This is a genomic window from Kribbella sp. NPDC048915, from assembly GCF_040649595.1.
In the GTDB taxonomy this organism is placed as follows: Bacteria; Actinomycetota; Actinomycetes; order Propionibacteriales; family Kribbellaceae; genus Kribbella.
Genome location: NZ_JBEZFT010000081.1, coordinates 18,030 through 32,825, shown reverse-complemented (window position 1 = coordinate 32,825; position 14,796 = coordinate 18,030). Strand labels below are relative to the sequence as shown.

General features: G+C 68.6%; 13 protein-coding genes. 4 read left to right on the top strand and 9 right to left on the bottom strand.

Annotated features, from left to right (window positions below; genetic code table 11):
• Positions 1 to 198 precede the first annotated feature (198 nt).
• From AB0B82_RS29260 to AB0B82_RS29245, 4 genes are all read right to left on the bottom strand, one after another.
• Complete coding sequence (locus AB0B82_RS29260) at positions 199 to 1,710, bottom strand: HAMP domain-containing sensor histidine kinase (RefSeq protein ID WP_360175524.1); 1,512 nt, start codon at positions 1,708 to 1,710, stop codon at positions 199 to 201.
• The gene (locus AB0B82_RS29255; RefSeq protein ID WP_360175521.1) at positions 1,710 to 2,411 is read right to left on the bottom strand and encodes a response regulator transcription factor; all 702 of its coding nucleotides are present in this window, start codon (positions 2,409 to 2,411) and stop codon (positions 1,710 to 1,712) included. The genes AB0B82_RS29260 and AB0B82_RS29255 overlap by 1 nt, the downstream gene beginning before the upstream one ends.
• Before the next feature lie 99 nt (positions 2,412 to 2,510).
• The gene (locus AB0B82_RS29250; RefSeq protein ID WP_360175518.1) at positions 2,511 to 3,041 is read right to left on the bottom strand and encodes a hypothetical protein; all 531 of its coding nucleotides are present in this window, start codon (positions 3,039 to 3,041) and stop codon (positions 2,511 to 2,513) included.
• A gap of 171 nt (positions 3,042 to 3,212) precedes the next feature.
• Complete coding sequence (locus tag AB0B82_RS29245; protein ID WP_360175515.1) at positions 3,213 to 3,686, bottom strand: DUF456 domain-containing protein; 474 nt, start codon at positions 3,684 to 3,686, stop codon at positions 3,213 to 3,215.
• Positions 3,687 to 3,740: 54 nt separating this feature from the next.
• Here AB0B82_RS29245 and AB0B82_RS29240 point away from each other — a divergent pair, with 54 nt between their 5' ends.
• Positions 3,741 to 5,756: a glycogen debranching N-terminal domain-containing protein gene (locus AB0B82_RS29240; RefSeq protein WP_360175512.1), complete on the top strand. Its 2,016-nt coding sequence runs from the start codon at positions 3,741 to 3,743 to the stop codon at positions 5,754 to 5,756.
• On the opposite strand, the gene AB0B82_RS29235 is transcribed toward AB0B82_RS29240, so the two are convergent.
• Positions 5,714 to 6,343: a LysE family translocator gene (locus AB0B82_RS29235; RefSeq protein WP_360175509.1), complete on the bottom strand. Its 630-nt coding sequence runs from the start codon at positions 6,341 to 6,343 to the stop codon at positions 5,714 to 5,716. The two genes, AB0B82_RS29240 and AB0B82_RS29235, sit on opposite strands and share 43 nt — an antisense overlap.
• A gap of 81 nt (positions 6,344 to 6,424) precedes the next feature.
• Between AB0B82_RS29235 and AB0B82_RS29230 the strand changes: the two genes are divergently transcribed.
• Positions 6,425 to 7,900, top strand: a complete 1,476-nt coding sequence (locus AB0B82_RS29230) for a PLP-dependent aminotransferase family protein (RefSeq protein ID WP_360175506.1) — start codon at positions 6,425 to 6,427, stop codon at positions 7,898 to 7,900.
• A gap of 122 nt (positions 7,901 to 8,022) precedes the next feature.
• Here the strand turns inward: AB0B82_RS29230 and AB0B82_RS29225 are convergent, their stop codons facing one another.
• Positions 8,023 to 8,253: a hypothetical protein gene (locus AB0B82_RS29225; RefSeq protein WP_360175503.1), complete on the bottom strand. Its 231-nt coding sequence runs from the start codon at positions 8,251 to 8,253 to the stop codon at positions 8,023 to 8,025.
• 437 nt (positions 8,254 to 8,690) lie between these two features.
• Here AB0B82_RS29225 and AB0B82_RS29220 point away from each other — a divergent pair, with 437 nt between their 5' ends.
• Entirely contained in the window at positions 8,691 to 10,775 is a 2,085-nt protein-coding gene (locus AB0B82_RS29220) for a DNA topoisomerase IV subunit B (RefSeq protein WP_360175500.1), read from the top strand.
• A 219-nt stretch (positions 10,776 to 10,994) separates the two neighbouring features.
• Positions 10,995 to 11,621 (top strand): HAD family hydrolase, encoded by a 627-nt coding sequence (locus AB0B82_RS29215; RefSeq protein WP_360175497.1) that lies wholly within the window; start codon positions 10,995 to 10,997, stop codon positions 11,619 to 11,621.
• Between the two features lie 235 nt (positions 11,622 to 11,856).
• Here the strand turns inward: AB0B82_RS29215 and AB0B82_RS29210 are convergent, their stop codons facing one another.
• From AB0B82_RS29210 to AB0B82_RS29200, 3 genes are all read right to left on the bottom strand, one after another.
• Positions 11,857 to 13,179, bottom strand: coding sequence for a hypothetical protein (locus AB0B82_RS29210; RefSeq protein ID WP_360175495.1), 1,323 nt, complete (start codon positions 13,177 to 13,179; stop codon positions 11,857 to 11,859).
• Positions 13,180 to 13,367: 188 nt separating this feature from the next.
• On the bottom strand, positions 13,368 to 13,865 hold the full coding sequence (locus tag AB0B82_RS29205; RefSeq protein WP_360175492.1) for a carbonic anhydrase: 498 nt from the start codon (positions 13,863 to 13,865) through the stop codon (positions 13,368 to 13,370).
• A complete protein-coding gene (locus tag AB0B82_RS29200; RefSeq protein ID WP_360175489.1) occupies positions 13,862 to 14,785 on the bottom strand; it encodes a sucrase ferredoxin in 924 nt (307 codons plus the stop codon). The genes AB0B82_RS29205 and AB0B82_RS29200 overlap by 4 nt, the downstream gene beginning before the upstream one ends.
• Positions 14,786 to 14,796: the final 11 nt, after the last annotated feature.

Sequence of the window (14,796 nt, the reverse complement as noted above, 5' to 3'; positions counted from 1 at the left end):
GGGTTCACCCACGCTGTTGTGGGTTCCTCACCCTTCATACGGGTACGGAACCCACAACACGATGGGTGAACCCACGGTGCGGGCACGGGCAGGCGCTCCGGTTCGGGTACGGGTGGGCTCGGGGATCGTCGTCAGCTCGGGTTGTGGAGCGGACGCGGCATGCGAAATCCGCTGCTTGCCGGACGCCGTGCGCTGCTGTCAGGTGGGTGGGGGATTGGGGGAGAGGGGGAGGTGGACGGTGAAGGTGGCACCGCGGGGGCGGGTGTCTGTGACGGTGACTCGGCCGCGGTGGGCGGCGACCAGGGCGGCGACGATGGACAGGCCGAGGCCGGAGCCGCCGGTGGTGCGGGTGCGGGCGGTGTCGGCGCGGTAGAAGCGTTCGAAGATGCGGGACTTCTGTTCGTCGGTCAGCCCAGGACCCGTATCGCTGACCTCCAAGACTGCCTCCGAGCCACGCGTACCGACAGACACTGTGATCGGCGCGGACACCGGCGTGTGGTGGAGCGCGTTGCTCACCAAGTTCCCGAGGACCTGCCGCAACCGCGCCTCGTCGCCCAGTACCACCGGCGCCTGCGACCCAGGCAGGATCGTCAGCGAGATGTCCCGCTCGGGCTGGACGGCCTGCGCGTTGTGCAGAGCATCGGCCGCGATCGGCAACAGATCAACGGTCTCCGTCCGCAGCGGCCGCTGCTGGTCGAGGCGCGCGAGCAGGAGCAGATCGTCGACGAGCAGACCCATCCGCTGCGCCTCGTCCTCGATCCGCCGCATCGTGTCCGGGTCGACCTCGCCGCGTTGCCGCGACAACTCCGCGAAGCCGCGGATCGACGTCAACGGCGTCCGCAGCTCGTGCGAGGCGTCGGCCACGAACCGCCGCATCCGCTCCTCGGACTGGCGCGCGGCCTCCTCCGACCGCCTGGCCACGTCCTCCGATCGCCGCGCCGCGAACTCGGACGCCGTACGTTGCGCGAACGCGTTCTCGATCTGCCCGAGCATCTGGTTCAGCGCGAGCGACAATCGCCCGACCTCGGTCCGCGGATCGCGCTGCGGGACCCGTCGACTCAGGTCCCCGCCCGCGATCGCGACGGCGGTGTGTTCGACGTCTTCCAGTCCGCGCAGACTTCGCCGTACGACGTACGTCCCGACGCCGGCCAGCAACACGAGCAGGATGATGCCGGCCGCGACCTGGATCCCGATCAGCCGCTGGATCGTGTGGTCCATGTCCCCGAGGCTCTGCGCGACCATCACCGAGCCGCGATCGTCCGAGGTAGGCATCGCCAGCACCCGCCAGGTCGCGCTGCCGCTCTGCGCATCGACCTGGAATGCCTTCCCGTCGAGCGCGCGAATCTCGTCCAGCGTCAGCCGCGGCAACGCAGGCAGCGGCTCGGTGTCGGTGAGCCGCGGCCCGTACGGCCCGTTGTCGCTGGCACCGTCGGAGTCGTTGAACTGCACCACGAACGCGCTCGGCAACTGCCGCGGCCCGCGCCCGCCTCCAGGCGGAATCGGCCGCCGGTCCGAAGCGATGCGTGACATCTGCACGGCGGTCTTCTGCAGCTGCTCGTCGACGCGGTCGAGCAGGTACCCGCGCATGGTCGTGGTGGCCAACACGCCGGACGCGGCCAGCGCCAACGCGACCAGTGCCAGCACGACCACGACGATCGTGACGCGCAGCGGGTACCGATCGGTGAACCGCTGGTGATGGCTGACAGACATCAGTTGGGCCCTCGAGGAGTGCGCAGGACGTAGCCGACCCCGCGGACGGTGTGGAGCAGCTTCTGGTCGCCGGTGTCGACCTTACGGCGCAGGTACGACATGTAGGACTCCACCACCCCGGCGTCACCGGCGAAGTCGTAGTTCCAGACCGCGGAGAGGATCTGGCTCTTCGACATCACACGTTCGGCGTTCTCCAGCAGGCATCGCAGCAGCTTGAACTCGGTCAGCGACAGCTGCACCGGCTTCCCCGCCTTGAAGACCTCGTAGCTGTCCTCGTTCAGTTCCAGGTCCGCATACCGCAGTACGGCGGCGTCCGCGGCGGCCTGAGCGCGGTGACCGGAGCGCCGGAGCAACGCGCGGACCCTGGCGACGAGCTCGTCGAGGCTGAACGGTTTGGTGACGTAGTCGTCGCCGCCGGTCTGCAGCCCGAGCACCTTGTCCTCGACCGCGTCGCGCGCGGTGAGGAACAGCACCGGCACGTGCCGGTCCTCACCACGCAGCCGGCGGACGACCTCGAATCCGTCGAGTCCGGGCATCATCACGTCGAGCACCACCAGGTCCGGCTCGACGTCGCGGGCCTTGCGCAGCGCCTCGGCGCCGTGGCTCGCCGTGGTCACGTCGTACCCGGCGAACCGCAGGCTCGCGGACAGCAGTTCGACGATGTTCGGTTCGTCGTCGACGACCAGCAGATGCGGACTCATGGTCTCAGTGTGACGCCGCCCGCCGTGCGGAACCTGGATGATTCCTGGCAATCACCTGTGAATCGGCCGCGAGCCAGCTGTACGTCGGCTGTGAGCAGGTCAGCGGGGACCGCGCTTGAAGCCCCACTTCTCGCCGGCCGCCTTGCGGACCGTACCGTCGTTCACCCGACTGGCCGTCGCCTTGCCGTCGGCCACCACAGCGACGACGGTCACGGTGTTCCCGGTCTTCACGTCGTCGATGCCGTCGCGGGCGGCGTTGACCAGCGTGTCCTCGGTCATTGTGTACGTCCGGCTGTAGCCGTCCTCGCTCTTCACCGTGAGCGATTCCTTGCTGACCGCGGTCACCTCACCACGCTGCGTCGCGACCGTCTGGTACCCGCCGCCGTCCTTCGGTACGACGAACTCGCCATGCAGCGCGCCGCCGAAGCCGAACGCGCCGCGCGCGAAACCGCCCTTGCCCGGCCGGTCCGGCTGCTCCTGACCAGGTGTCGACGGGCTGGAGGGGGAGGTTGACGGCGACGGCGTCGGGTCCGCGCTGGTCGTCGCCCAGGCGACGCCGCCGGCCGTGGTGGTCACCGCGACCGCCGCGACGGTGCCGAGCAGGCGCCACCGCTTCTCTGTGAGCTTCATCGTGCTGAGCCTTCCGTCCTGATCATGTACGGGCGATGTACTGCGTGCCGCCTGGGGAGCCGGCACTGGTCTTCACGATGACGCACCGACCTTGGACAACGCTCCACCCAGCCTGAGAGAAAGCTGGCAATCACCTAAGAACGTGCTCAGACCAAGGAATCACGCCCGGCCTCAGACCACGAACAGCACCGCGATCAACCACACTGCCGCGGCCAGCGATGTCCCCAGCAGTTCGATCAGAATCGAGACACCGGTCTGCCGCAGCGCGTGCTTGGTCGACGTCCAGGCGGCCGCCTGCGTCCGCTGCCGCTGCAGCTCGGACAGGTACACGCCGACCGGAAAACCGATGAACATGCCGACCACAGGAATCAGGAAGAACCCGACGATCCCGAGCAGCACCCCGATCACGATCGACCGCCGCGGGACGCCGGCCTCGCGAAGCCGTCGCTCCGGTACGACGTACTTGACCACCTGACTGGCCCCGATCAGGACCGCGGCGATGGCGAACACCACCCAGCCGGTCGCACTGCGCTCGACCAGCGCCCAGACGAGAATCGCGGCCAGGCTCAAGATCGCGCCGGGCAGGATCGGGACGACGATCCCGACGATGCCGACGAAGATCGCGATCCCGACGAGGATGCTCACACCTGTCTCCACATACCTACTTAACCGCATCCGGGTCACGTTTAGGGTGGAGACATGTCGTCCCCACTGCATGAACTGGTCACTGCGCTCTCTGCTCCGTGGGTGGTGCTGTCGCCGCGATCCGGGCAGCTCACCGGTACCGGCGCGGAGGGCGTGTACGCCCGCGACCGCCGGATCCTGTCGCAGCTGCGCGTGACGGTCGACGGCCGCGAGCCGCTCCCGGTGCATGTCGACGAGCACGACACAGCCACCCATCAGTACGTCGCGACACTCGAGTGGCTCGGTGACACCCGGCACGACCCGACCGTGATGCTGTATCGCACGCGAACAGTCCAGTCCGACGGGGTGGTCGAGCGGATCACGCTGGTGAACCGCGCCCGGGATGCCGTCGACTGCCGGCTGGATGTTGCTCTCGGCACCGACCTGGCGGGTACCGCGGCGGTGCGCAGCGGCGCGGCCGAGAGCATGCCGCAGCTCGCCCCGCTCCCGGACGGCCCCGAGCGCACGCGGTGGGAAGACGAAAACACTCGCGTCGTCGTCACCGCCGATCCAGCTGTCTCGGCCGCGCCGCATCTCGAGCCGGGGGAGGAGTTCACCCTCACCCTGCACATCACGGCCGAGTTCCCGAAGTCGAACACCGGCTTCTCGATCGATCCGCCGGCCGAGCGTGCGCCGTACGACGTGACCGTCCGCTGCGACGACAAGCGCGTGGAGCACTGGTTCGACCGTTCGCTGGGCGACGTCCGTGGGCTGCAGCTCGCGGATGACGGCGACCGGTACCTGGGCGCCGGCCCGCCGTGGTACCTCACGCTCTTCGGCCGCGACTCGCTGATCTCGTCGGGCATGCTGATCCCGGTCGACCCGACCCTCGCCGCCGGGACGCTGCGCGCGCTCGCCGCCCGGCAGGGGACGAAGGTCGACGCCGGGTCCGCCGAGCAGCCGGGCAAGATCCCGCACGAGCTGCGGGCCGAGGTCGCCGACCACGGCGGCGGACTGGTGCTCCCGGACGTGTACTACGGGACGCACGACGCGACTCAGCTGTGGATCATGACGCTGCACAAGGCGTGGCGCTGGGGGATGCCCGCCGACGAGGTTCGCGACCTGCTGCCGAACCTGCGGCGCGCGCTGACCTGGATGAAGGAGTACGCCGACCCCGACGGTGACGGCTTCCTCGAGTACATCGACGAGTCCGGTCACGGGCTGGCGAACCAGGGCTGGAAGGACTCCGCCGACGCGGTGCAGTGGCCGGACGGGACGCTGGCGACCGCGCCGATCGCGCTCTGCGAGGTGCAGGGGTACGCGTACGCCGCCGCGATCCAGGGCGCCGAACTGCTCGAGGCGCACGGCGAGTCCGGCGACGAATGGCGAGAGTGGGCGGCCGCCCTGCAGGAACGCTTCCGCGCCGCGTTCTGGGTCGACGGCTACCCGGCGATCGCCCTCGACGGCTCGAAGAACCCGGTGGTCGGCCGCGCCTCGAACATGGGCCACCTGCTCGGGACCGGCCTGCTCGACGCGGACGAGGAGCAGACCGTCGCCGACGTCCTGGCCGGCGCCGATCTGAACAGCGGCTTCGGCCTGCGAACGTTGTCGACGGCAATGACCCGCTTCAACCCGCTCGGCTACCACACGGGCAGTGTGTGGCCGCACGACACCGCGATGACGGTGCAGGGCCTGTTCGCGAGCGGTCAGTCCGAGGTGGCATCGTCGTACGTCGAGGGTCTGGTGCGCGCTGCGGAGGCATTCGACTACCGGCTCCCGGAGTTGTACGGCGGCCGCGGCCTGGAGGCCGAGCGGACGCCGACGCCGTACCCACTGTCGTGCCGGCCGCAAGCTTGGGCGGCGACGTCGGCGGTTGCGGTCCTGGTCGCCGCTCTCGGGATCGAGCCCGACGTTCCCGGCGGCAGGTTGGCGATCAACCCCGCGGTCACGCTGCCGTGGAAGGTGCTCGAGCTCGACGGCCTGCGGGTCGGCGGCGAGGCCTTGTCGCTGCGGCTCGCGGACGGCGAGTTGACGGTGGTCGAGGCGCCTCAGAGCGCGGTCGTGACGGCGAACGCGGCGAGCGCGAGGTAGATCGTCGCGACCACGAGGTTGCGGGTGCGGCTGGACGTACGGGCGGCCCGGAACCGGCGTCCGACGGCGTCCGCGCCGATCGCGTAGCAGAGGTCGAGCGCGAGACCGATCAGCAGCGTGCCGGCGCCGAGCATCAGGAGTTCGGCGCGCAACTGGTCGGGGTTCGCGCCGCGCGTGGCGAACTGCGGCAGGAACGCGAGGAAGAACAGCGCGGCCTTCGGGTTGAGCAGATTCACCACGACGCCGTCGCGGAATACGCGGCCCAACGGTGCGGCCTGAAGGCCTTCGGCTGCGTGCTCGCTCGCCGGAGCCCTGAGGAGCTTGAGCCCGAGGTACGCCAGGTAGAGCGCGCCGGCCACGGTGATCGCCCGGAACACTGCCGGGGAGGTCTGGACGAGCGTGGCCAGGCCGAGCGCGGTGACGACGAGGTAGACGAGCGTCCCGGTCTCGATCGCGAGCGCCGAGACGACGCCGGCCCGCCGCCCCTGGGTGAGGCTGCGGAGCGAGATGTAGAGGTTGTTCGGACCGGGCATCCCGACCAGCACCAGCGTCGCGCCGGCGAACCCCGCCAACTGACCGATTCCCATCTCTGCTCCTCGAAGTGGACTGCCTTGAGGTACTAGCCTGTCGGCGACCGAAGCAGTCCACCCGAGCCAATCCGAGGAGAAGTGGACCGTTCTGGAGACCCGGACGTGCTGGCCGATCTGATCGGCCACCGGCTGACCGGGCGCACGGGCGGCCTGTACCGGCGGCTCGCGGACGAGATCACGGCCCTGATCGGCTCCGCGGAGCTTCCGGTCGGTGCGCGCCTCCCGGCGGAGCGCCGGCTGGCCGACGCGCTCGCGATCAGCCGCTCGACGGTCGTCGCGGCGTACGACGAACTCCGCGCGCGGGGTCTGGTCGAGAGCCGGCGCGGCAGCGGGACGAGGGTCGCGCGGGCGGCCGGCCGTGGGCGTTCACGATCGGACAAGCGGATGCCCGCCGGGTACGGCGAGTCGCTGTTCCACCGGATCACGGTCGGGCAGGGCGAGGTCATCTCGCTCACGTACGCCGTGGATCCGGGGTTGCCCGAACTGTCGTCGGAGCTGGTCGAGCTCGCGTCCGACGAGTTGCCCGAACTGCTCGGTGATGTCGGCTACCACCCACGCGGGCTGCCGGTCCTGCGGGAGCGGATCGCGGACCACTTCACCGAGTCCGGCCTGCCGACGTCGCCGGACGAGATCGTCGTCACCACGGGTGCGCATCAGGCGATCGCGCTGGCGACGCAGATGTTCCTGCGCAACGGTGCCACGGTCGCGATCGAGCAGCCGAGCTGGCCGGGGTGCTTCGACCTGTTCGGAGCAGCCGGCGGGCGTGTGGCCGGCGTACCGCTGGACGATGCCGGAATCCGGCCCGATCTGCTCGAGGCCGCGCTGGGCGAGCACCAGCCGGCGATGTTGTTCGTGATGCCGACGTTTCACAACCCGACCGGGCGGCTGATGTCGGCGAATCGCCGTCGGCAGATCGCCGAGGTGGCCGCGCGGCACGGAGTCGTGGTGGTGGAGGACAACGCGTACTCTGCGTGGGATCCCGCCGGGCCGGAGATTCCGCCGCCGCTGGCGGCGTACGCACCGGACGACGCGGAGGTGCTGACGATCGGGTCGGTGTCGAAAGCCGTGTGGGGCGGTCTGCGGATCGGGTGGATCCGAACGTCGCGGCCCCTGGTCGAGCGGCTGGCGCGGCACAAGGCGCTGGCGGATCTCGGCAGTCCGGTCATCGACCAGGCGCTGACCGCCAGATTGTTGCCTCGGCTCTCCGAACTGACTGCCGCCCGGGCACGGCTGGCAACCGGGCGGAAGAAGTTGATGGGGGAGTTGCTGAGCTCACGGCTTCCCGAGTGGGAGTGGGAGCCTCCGGTCGGCGGGTCGGCGTTGTGGATCCGGCTGCCGTCGACGGATGCCCGTGTCTTCGCGCAGGTGGCGCTCCGGCACGGGGTAGAGGTCGTTGCCGGGCACGCCATGGATCCGTCCGGTGAGCACGACGACTACGTACGGATTCCGTTCGCCTATTCGGAGCAGGTCCTCGACGACGCCGTCGGCCGGCTGGCGCGGGCGTGGCAAGAATTGCGGCGGCACGGCCCCGGGCCCGAGGTTCCTGTTGTGTAAGGGACTTTGTGACACACAGGACGGCGGCCCACCCGATGGGTGAACCGCCGTCGAAGCCTGTATGACTTTGGCGCCGCCGTTGGCGCGTTTGTGACAGCTAACGGTTCAAGACTGCTGGGAGGTCACCGCTCGTCTTCAGCGGCGACCGAGGGGGTGGCGTCGAGCCGGTTCGTCTCGTCGTGGATCGTGATCGCGATGTCGCGCAGCTTCTCCGAGTGCTCCCGGCTGTGGTGGGCGCAGAAGAGCAACTCCCCACCGCTGGTCAGAGTGACTCGGACGTAGGCCTGCGCACCGCAGCGGTCACAACGATCCGCGGCCGACAGGGCCGAACTCGGGGCGAGTGCTGTAGTCATTGAGGCCTCATCTCATCTAGTTCCGTACTCACCAGATAGCAACATCCTGACACGCGGATCGCTTCCCGGTTGGGACAACGTGTCCGTATGTGAGACGAACCACCTGTCCTCGTATGACGTTCGTTGACGGGGAATCGTTTCTTCTCGAGCGGATTTCTGGTGTGCCACCGGAGGCGGGGTGCTTCTCTTCTCACTGTGCGCCATGGAACCGTCACCGTCTGCTCGGGATCGGAGTGTCGTACGCCACTCCCAATTGAGTCCTGATCGATACCTGCGACGTCACGTGTTTCCGGTACCCGCATGTATGTCTGCACGCTCCGGAATGTTCGGCGGGCGGTTCGTCCGGTGTCCGGCCGCGATGGCATGCCTGCGTCGTTTTGGGGGTGCGGCCGCATAGGCTGTACGTCGTCAGCGTGTGAACCATGTGAAGGAGCCCAGTGGCCGCCCCGACACCTCGCAGTACCGAGATCGACCCGACGTACAACGCCCGCCACCTGCTCGTCCTCGAAGGGCTCGAGGCGGTCCGGAAGCGGCCGGGGATGTACATCGGGTCCACCGACAGTCGCGGCCTGATGCACTGCCTGTGGGAGATCATCGACAACGCGGTCGACGAGGCCCTGGCCGGGCACGGCGACCGGATCGACGTCGTGCTGCACAAGGACGGTTCGGTCGAGGTGATCGACCGGGCGCGCGGCATCCCGGTGGACATCGAGCCGAAGACCAAGCTGAGCGGTGTCGAGGTCGTGTTCACCAAACTGCACGCCGGCGGCAAGTTCGGCGGCGGGTCGTACAACGCCTCCGGCGGTCTGCACGGTGTCGGCGCCTCGGTGGTGAACGCGCTGTCCGCGCGCCTCGACGTCGAGGTCGACCGCGGCGGTACGGTCTGGACCACTTCGTTCCGGCGCGGTGTTCCCGGCCAGTTCGACGGCGACGGCGCGAATGCGTCGTTCACGCCCGCGAAGGGCCTGCGCAAGGCCGGCCGCGCGAAGAAGGGCGCCACCGGCACCCGCATCCGGTACTGGGCGGACCGGCAGATCTTCACCAAGGACGCGTCCTTCAACTACGACGAACTCGTCACCCGCGCGCGCCAGACCTCCTTCCTGGTGCCGGGGCTCGAGCTGGTGATCCGCGACGAGCGCGGCGACGAGGTCACCGAGGAGCGGTTCAAGCACGACGGCGGCATCTCGGAGTTCTGCGAGTTCCTGGCCACCGACCAGAAGGTGACCGAGGTGATCCGGCTGACCGGCACCGGTCACTTCACCGAGACCGTGCCGATGCTTGACGACGACGGTCACATGACCCCGACCGACGTCGAGCGCGACCTGGACGTCGACATCGCGGTCCGCTGGGGGGACGGCTACGAGACCGAGGTCCGCTCGTTCGTGAACATCGTCGCCACCCCCAAGGGCGGTACGCACGTGAACGGCTTCGAGCGCGCGCTGTCGAAGAGCTTCACGAGCGCACTCGACGGCACCCGGCTGCTGAAGAACGGCGAGGAGATCATCAAGGACGACGTCCTCGAAGGGCTCACCGCGGTCGTGACCGTGCGCCTGGCCGAGCCGCAGTTCGATGGCCAGACCAAGGAAGTTCTCGGTACGCCGGCCGCGTCGCGGATCGTTGCGAAGGTCGTCCAGACCGAGCTGGAGAAGTTCCTCACCTCGACCAAGCGCGAGCACAAGGCGCAGGCCCGCGCCGTCCTCGAGAAGGTTGTCGCGGCGTCGCGGACCCGCGTGGCCGCGCGTCAGCACCGGGAGTTGCAGCGCCGCAAAACCGCGCTCGAATCGTCCGCGCTGCCGGCGAAGCTGGCGGACTGCCGCAGCAACGACGTCGATCGGTCCGAACTGTTCATCGTCGAGGGTGATTCGGCGTTGGGTACGGCGAAGCTCGCGCGGAACTCCGAGTTCCAGGCGCTGCTGCCGATCCGCGGCAAGATCCTGAACGTGCAGAAGGCATCCGTCGGCGACATGCTGAAGAACGCCGAATGCGCCGCGATCATCCAGGTGGTCGGCGCCGGCTCCGGCCGCTCGTTCGACCTCGAGCAGGCGCGCTACGGCAAGATCATCTTCATGGCCGACGCCGACTCCGACGGCGCCCACATCCGCTGCCTGCTCGCCACGCTGTTCTTCCGGTACATGCGGCCGCTGGTCGAAGCAGGTCGCGTCTACACCGCCGTACCGCCGCTGCACCGCTTCGAGCTGACGAACCCGAAGAAGGGGCAGGACAAGTACCTGTACACCTACAGCGACGCGGAGTACCAGCGGAAAACCGCCGAACTCATGAAGAAGGGCGTCCGCTGGAAGGAGCCACCGCAGCGTTACAAGGGTCTCGGTGAAATGGACGCCGATCAGCTGGCCGAAACCACCATGGACCCGCGCCACCGCACGCTTCGCCGCATCACCGTCGACGACGCCGAAGCGGCCGCCCAAGTCTTCGACCTCCTGATGGGCAACGACGTAGCGCCCCGCAAGGAATTCCTCGTCCAAGGCGCCTACGAACTGGACGAGAACCGCATCGACGTCTGACCCGCCCTCACTCCCGGGGACACCGTATGCCCTGAACCGGCAGCCTTGAACAGGAACTCGGGGGCTTGAACAGGAACTGGTGGGTGAGCACCTGTTATTGCCTGTTCACAGCACCCTTTACCTGTTCACGGCCCCGGGAAATGGTTCCGGCCGCCACCGGGCTGGCGCTGAGACCTGCGCGGATCGTCAGGTCGCCGAGTGGTGTGTGAGGGTGGTGGGGTGGAGCGGTTGGTTTGTTTTGACCTGGACAACACGTTGATCGATCGGGATGCGGCGTTCGCGGCGTGGGCGCGGTGGGTCGTGGGGCGCGCGGGGTTGGGGGCGGACGCGGTCGAGTGGTTGGTTGCTCAGGACAACGGCGGGTTCCAGCCGCGGGAGGAGTTGTTCGCCGGGTTCGGCGAGCGGTACGGCGTTGTGCTGTCGGTGGCGGAGTACGACCGCGAGCATCCACGATTCACCTGGGCGGAGCCGGAGGTACTGGACGGACTGGCCAATCTGCGAGCCAACGGCTGGCGGGTGGCGGTGGTGACCAACGGGACCGTCGTACAGCAGACCGGAAAGCTCCAGCACACGGGCATCGCGAAGGTCGTCGACTTCTGCTGCATTTCCGAGGCGGTCGGCGTGCGCAAACCCGACCGCCGCATCTTCGAACTGGCTGCAGAGCACACCAACACCACGCTGACCGACGGCTGGATGGTCGGCGACCACCCGGCGTACGACGTCCAGGGCGGAATCAACGCCGGTCTCCACACCATCCAGGTAGGCACCCGCCGTCGCCCGGAAGCCCCAGCGCCCGACCACCGGGTCGACAACATCCTGGAAGCCTTCGGAATCCTCACCGAGTGATCACTGAACTGATCACTCGCCACGAGCTGATCACTTTCCTGTACACCAGGCCCCCGTGACCTATCGCGGTCCGCCGCTGGTCACCAAGGTCCCAGCTCAGGCAGGCCATCGCCGATATAGAAAAGTCGACATTTGGACCAGGTTGCCCGACGGCCTCGTGGGCGACCAACCGCATGGATCGTGAGGATCCGGACGGCAGGGGAACAGGATTGTGATCAGGTGGGTGGTTTTGTGATCAGCTGAGAGCGGAGCGCAGGATGGCGTGGGCTCCGGTGATGATCGCAGTCCGGTTCGCCTCGTAGGTGGGGTCGGTGATGTCGGTCTTGTTCGTCAGGTCGAAGGAGAGGACCGGGACGTGCAGGTGGCCGGCGGGCATCGACGGGTCGAGGAGGTCGCGTTGCAGGGTGTTGCGGTAGGCCACCTCGTTGGAGAGGTAGCCGCCGCCGGCGCCCTCCGACGCGATGGAACCTTCGGTCGGACCGTCCGGGCGGCGGACCGGAGTGCTCTCGCCTGCGGGGATCTCGAGGATCGACGTGTTGACCCGGGTGCGGAACGGCGCCACGTCGGTCTGTGCCATCCGCGCCAACGGAAGGCTGGACGTGGTCCACTCGGGTCCGGCCGGCATGCTCGGAGAGACGACCGGTGAGCTGATGGTTCCGCCGCCCCAGAGGTTGTTGTTGTCGCCGATCGAACTCACCGACCGCCGACGCCCGTTGAACACCTCGAGGTCGAAGATGCCGACCCGCCCCTGGCTGGCGGTCATCACCAGGTCGGCGTGCTGCGGGCCGGGGCGGTAGTGCGGGGCGAGTGTGTCCTCGACCATGTTCTCGTCGAAGTCGGTGTACCGGACCGGGAAGACAGCGGTCTGGATCTCGTACGTCGTGCCGTTGACGGTCCACCGCTGACCGTCGAGGGTGAGCGCGTTCGCGCCGGACGGGTTGCCGATCCGGATGTCCGCGTCGAGCGTGAACGGATCGAACCCGGTGACGAGGATCTTGCGACCGCCGGGGGAGAAGCGCGTGGTCGTGATGCCGCGTGAGGCGTACTCGAACGAGCGGATCAACTCGGCGCGTTCCGCCGTACTCAGACCGAAGGCCGGTTGCCATTGGCGGAGGGCGAGCGCCATCGAGAGGCGTGCCCAGTACAGGCCGCGGTCGTCGGTGGACGGCAGCGCGTCGGCGTCCTGCGGTGCGTGCTGGGCGCGGTACGTCGCTGCGCGCCACAGGGCCTCGCCGTGGGCGCGGACGAGTGCGGCCGCGGCCTTGCGGGACGGGACGCGGCAAAGGAGTTGGGTGAACACATCGACCTGGCGATCGAAGCCGGTACGGCGCAGGATCTCGGCCGGTACGGACGGGCCGCCGTTGATGCCCCGGCCGAGTCGTTGCTCCTCGACCGTTCCGGCGACGGAGGAATCCAGGCAGCCGGTGACGGGTCCACCGCGGAACGCCGGTGCGGTGGCGGGGACTGCCTGGGCGATGGGTGCGCCGGACAGTACGGCGGTCAAGGCCAGGGCGCCGGCGACGAGGGAGCGGTGGAATGAGGCGGGGCGGAGTCTCATATGTGGTGTCTATCAGATTTCCCGCCGGGAACCGAGTGAACCCGAACACCCGCACCTATTGCACACTGTATGCAATCTGTTACGGTCGATGACATGAGCCGCGTCGCCGGTGATCGGCCCGCTCGAGCGGGCCGATCAACTCAGACTCGTCGGTGCGTTCTACGAGCTCGATACCGGCAAGGTGCTGATCAGCTGATCTGCGTCAGCCGGCCGGTGTCGACGTCGTACATGAAGCCGCCGACCAGCACGTCGTCGCCGATCAACGGGTGCTGCCGCACCGCGGCCACATCGCGGCGAAGAGCTTCCTGCTGGTCCGGGATGACCGAGATCGGAAGGTACCCGGCGGGCCTGCCCGCGGCCTGCTCCACCTTGGCGCGCAGGTCGTCCTCCGACATCGCGGCCATCGCGCAGCGGGTGTGCGGGATGATCATGATCCGCCGGACGCCGAGCAGCTGGACGCCGAGTACGAGTCCGGTCATGGTCATCTCGGTGACGCGGCCGCCGGCCGAGCGCAGGACCTTCGCGTCGCCGGGCTTCAGGCCGAGCATCTCCAGCGGCGGGATGCGCGAGTCCATGCAGGTGACCAGGCCGATGCCGGCGTGCGCGATGCCGTCGAAGCCGCCGTAGTGGAAGTCGGCGGCGTACTCGGCGTTCGCGGCCAGCAGGTCGTCGAACCCGTCGGTCATCGGACGGCCTCGGGGGTTCCGGCTTGCAGAATCGACATGGCGAACGGTTCCTTTCCGCAGGAGTCAGGGCGGGGTGGATCAGCGGTCTCACAGCTGACCGGTACGCTCCACGCCCGGCCGTCGATGTGCTGGACGGTGACCGCGTCGGCATCTTCGGCGACGACGGTCAGTGCGTCCAGGCTCAGTTCCCCGATGTGTTCGCGGACGGCGATCTCGGCGGCCTGACCGCGTTTCGTCCAGGTCGAGCGCCCGCGCAGACCGGTCAGCACCGTCTCACCGCGATCCGCCGCAGCAAGGACGCCGACGGCGGTGTCGACGGTCAGCTGACCGTGCATCGTCCCGGCCGGCAGGTACGTCGCGGTCGGGGCGAACCGGTGCCCGCCGAGATGATTGGCTTCCCACACCCGCCCAGGTACCCGCGCCGCAAGCCCGGACACCAGCGGACGGCCGAGGACCGCACAGCAGGTGTCGCGTTTGCCGTTGGTACAGACCAGCACGATCGGCTCGTCGACCGGCTGGAGCGCGGGCAGTGACGCGACCACCGCCGTACGGTCACTGCGGGCGACCGCCGCGAGATCGAGCGACTCCAACTCCGTGGGGTTCACGACCGTTCCGCCGAGCAGCCAGGTCTTTCCGGGCCGGGTCGACGCGACGAACACCTGGTGCGAACGCTCAAGCGCGTCCGCATGCCGGCCGGGCGAGCGGATCAGCGCGAACCGGAGGTCGAGCTTCTTGCACCGGTCGTCGAAGGACCCGCCGAACGACGGGTCGAGATGACTCTGCGTGGGCGCGTTGGCACCCCATGGCCCGGGCTGCTCGACCAGCACCCAGGCCGTTGCGACCACGGCCGTCCCCGCCAACGGTTCCTGCAACAACCGGCAGAACGTCGAGCACAGGCCGTCGGCGGTGGCAAGGGTCACGCCTTTACGGT